Source organism: Streptomyces sp. NPDC043861, assembly GCF_056435905.1.
Map to the genome: position 1 here is coordinate 1 of NZ_JBWKDP010000040.1, position 3,024 is coordinate 3,024.

Annotated in this window: 4 protein-coding genes; all 4 read right to left on the bottom strand. The window is 69.5% G+C overall.

Annotated features, from left to right (window positions below):
* A partial coding sequence (locus AC068D_RS35630) for a homocysteine S-methyltransferase family protein (protein WP_478827302.1) occupies positions 1-678 on the bottom strand: 678 nt, incomplete at its 3' end.
* Positions 654-1,640: a carbohydrate kinase family protein gene (locus tag AC068D_RS35635; RefSeq protein ID WP_478827300.1), complete on the bottom strand. Its 987-nt coding sequence runs from the start codon at positions 1,638-1,640 to the stop codon at positions 654-656. The genes AC068D_RS35635 and AC068D_RS35630, both read right to left, overlap by 25 nt.
* 1 nt (position 1,641) lies before the next feature.
* On the bottom strand, positions 1,642-2,865 hold the full coding sequence (gene metK, locus AC068D_RS35640) for a methionine adenosyltransferase (RefSeq protein ID WP_478827301.1): 1,224 nt from the start codon (positions 2,863-2,865) through the stop codon (positions 1,642-1,644).
* A 70-nt stretch (positions 2,866-2,935) separates the two neighbouring features.
* On the bottom strand, positions 2,936-3,024 hold an 89-nt coding region (locus AC068D_RS35645; RefSeq protein WP_362693304.1), incomplete at its 5' end, for an adenosylhomocysteinase.

Consider the following 3,024-nt stretch of genomic DNA (forward strand, 5'->3'; position numbering starts at 1 on the left):
ACCCAACGGCTCCAACGCCGTCAGAGCCGCACCGATCTCCGACCCCAACAACATCGTCCCCGTCGTCTCCACCGTCACCGAAACGATCAGCGGCACCTCCGCACCCAAGATCTGGAACGCGCGCCGGGCACCCAGCACCGCGGCCTTGGTCTGCAACAGGTCCTGGGTCGTTTCCACCAACAGCGCGTCCGCACCACCGGCAACCAGCCCTTCCGCGTTCCGCTGATAGGCGTCACGCAGCGTGGAGTACAACGCGTGACCCAGGGTGGGCAGTTTGGTCCCGGGGCCCATGGAGCCCAGGACCCAGCGCTGCTGTCCGGTGGAGGCCGTGAACGCGTCCGCGACCTCGCGGGCGATGCGCGCACCCGCCTCCGAGAGCTCGTGCACACGCTCGGGAATGTCGTACTCCGCCAGCGCCGCGAAGTTCGCACCGAACGTGTTGGTCTCGACACAGTCGACACCGACCTCGAAATACGCCTCGTGCACCGACCGGACGATGTCCGGGCGGGTCACATTGAGGACCTCGTTGCAGCCCTCGAGGTCCTGGAAGTCCTCGAGCGTGGGGTCCTGCGCCTGGAGCATCGTGCCCATGGCCCCGTCGGCCACCACCACCCGAGTGGCGAGTGCCCGACGAAGGGCGTCGACTCGTGCACTCACCGTGGTTCCTCCCCCAGCCAGGGAGCGAACACGGCCGCTGCCTCGGGTCCGTACACGGTGGTGATGTCCGCGAGCAGGGCCGCAGGGCGCACCTCGTACTCCTGGGGACCGACGGTTGCGAGCACGGTGGTGGCCAGTGCGCATCCCAGCTGCGCGGCCGCGCCGGCCTGAAGCCCACGGCCGACCGCGGCCAGGAAACCTGCCCGGAACGCATCGCCGACACCGGTCGGGTCGGCGGTCTCCCGTGCCGGGACGGCAGGCACCACGGCGGGGTCCTCACCGTCCCGGTCGATTCTGGCGCCGTCGGCGCCGAGCGTGGTCACCCAGGTGCCGACCCTCCGCAGCACGTCGGCCCGCTGCCATCCGGTGCGTTCGAGGAGCAGGGCCGCTTCGTACTCGTTGGTGAAGAGCCAGCGGGCACCATCCACCAGCTGCTCGATCTGCGGGCCGGTCAGCGTGGCCAGCTGCTGAGAAGGATCGGCGGCGAAGGGGACGCCGAGTTCGCGGCACTCCACGGTGTGGCGGACCATCGCCTCAGGGTCGTTGGGAGAGACCAGCACCAGATCGAGCGCGCCGGCGTAGTCGGCTATCCGCCGGATGCGGATCTCCCGGGCCTCGCTCATCGCACCCGGATAGAAGGCGGCGATCTGGTTCATGTCCCGGTCGGTCATGCACAGGAAGCGCGCCGTCTGCCGGGTGGCGGAGACATGGACGGCGTCGGTGTCGACCCCGTGTTCCTTGAGCCAGACCTGGTACTCGGAGAAGTCATCACCCACGGCACCGACCAGGATCGGGCCGAGCCCGAAGCCGCCGAGCCCGTAGGCGATGTTGGCGGCGACACCGCCCCGCCGGACCTCCAGTCCGTCGACGAGGAAGGAGAGCGAGACCTTGTCCAGGCGGTCGGCCAGGAGCTGGTCGGTGAAACTGCCGGGGAAGGTCATCAGATGGTCGGTGGCGATGGATCCGGTGACGGCGACACGCATCTCAGACCCCCGCCGCCTTGCGCAGCGCGTCCACCCGGTCGGTGCGCTCCCAGGTGAAGTCCGGCAGCTCACGGCCGAAGTGGCCGTACGCGGCCGTCTGCGCATAGATGGGCCGCAGCAGGTCGAGGTCGCGGATGATCGCGGCCGGGCGCAGGTCGAAGACCTCCGTGATGGCCTTCTCGATGCGCTCGGTCGCCACGAGGGCGGTCCCGAAGGTCTCGACGAAGAGGCCCACCGGTTCGGCCTTGCCGATCGCGTAGGCGACCTGGACCTCGCAGCGTTTGGCGAGGCCCGCCGCCACGACGTTCTTGGCGACCCAGCGCATCGCGTACGCGGCCGAGCGGTCGACCTTGGACGGGTCCTTGCCGGAGAAGGCGCCGCCGCCGTGGCGGGCCATCCCGCCGTACGTGTCGATGATGATCTTGCGGCCGGTCAGGCCCGCGTCGCCCATCGGGCCGCCGACCTCGAAGCGGCCGGTCGGGTTGACCAGCAGCCGGTAGCCCTCGGTCTCCAGCTTGATGCCGTCCTCGGCCAGCTCCTTCAGCACGTGCTCGACGACGGACTCACGGATGTCGGGCGCGAGCAGCGAGTCCAGGTCGATGTCGGACGCGTGCTGGGTGGAGACCACGACGGTGTCCAGCCGGGCCGGCCTGCTGCCCGCGTACTCGATGGTCACCTGGGTCTTGCCGTCCGGGCGCAGATAGGGGACGGTGCCGTCCTTGCGGACGTCGGTGAGCCGCCTGGCCAGCCGATGGGCCAGATGGATGGGCAGCGGCATCAGCTCGGGTGTCTCGTCGGTGGCGTAGCCGAACATCAGGCCCTGGTCGCCCGCGCCCTGCTGGTCGAGCTCGTCCGTGTCCCTGCCCTCGGCGGCGCCCTCGACCCGGGACTCGTATGCGGTGTCGACACCCTGCGCGATGTCCGGCGACTGCGCGCCGATCGACAAGGACACCCCGCACGAGGCGCCGTCGAAGCCCTTGGCCGACGAGTCGTAGCCGATGTCGAGGATCTTCTCGCGGACGAGGGACGCGATGGGCGCGTAGGCCTTGGTCGTCACCTCTCCTGCGATGTGCACCTGACCGGTGGTGATCAGGGTCTCCACGGCCACGCGTGAGGTGGGGTCCTCCCGCAGCAGTGCGTCGAGAACGGTGTCGCTGATCTGGTCGGCGATCTTGTCGGGGTGCCCCTCGGTCACGGACTCCGAGGTGAAGAGACGGCGGGACATGCACGCTCCCTGGGGTAGGTGGTCTGATGTCGCGATGCCGGTCGGCCGGTTGCTCCGGTGGGGATGGGTGTCAGTAGCGGTAGTGGTCCGGCTTGTACGGACCCTCGACCTCGACACCGATGTACGCCGCCTGCTCCGGCCGCAGCGTCGTGAGCTTCA

Coding starts and splice junctions, on each gene's coding strand:
- AC068D_RS35635 (WP_478827300.1), bottom strand. CDS start 1,640: ATGCGTGTCGCCGTCACCGGATCCATCGCCACCGACCATCTGATGACC.
- metK (WP_478827301.1), bottom strand. CDS start 2,865: ATGTCCCGCCGTCTCTTCACCTCGGAGTCCGTGACCGAGGGGCACCCC.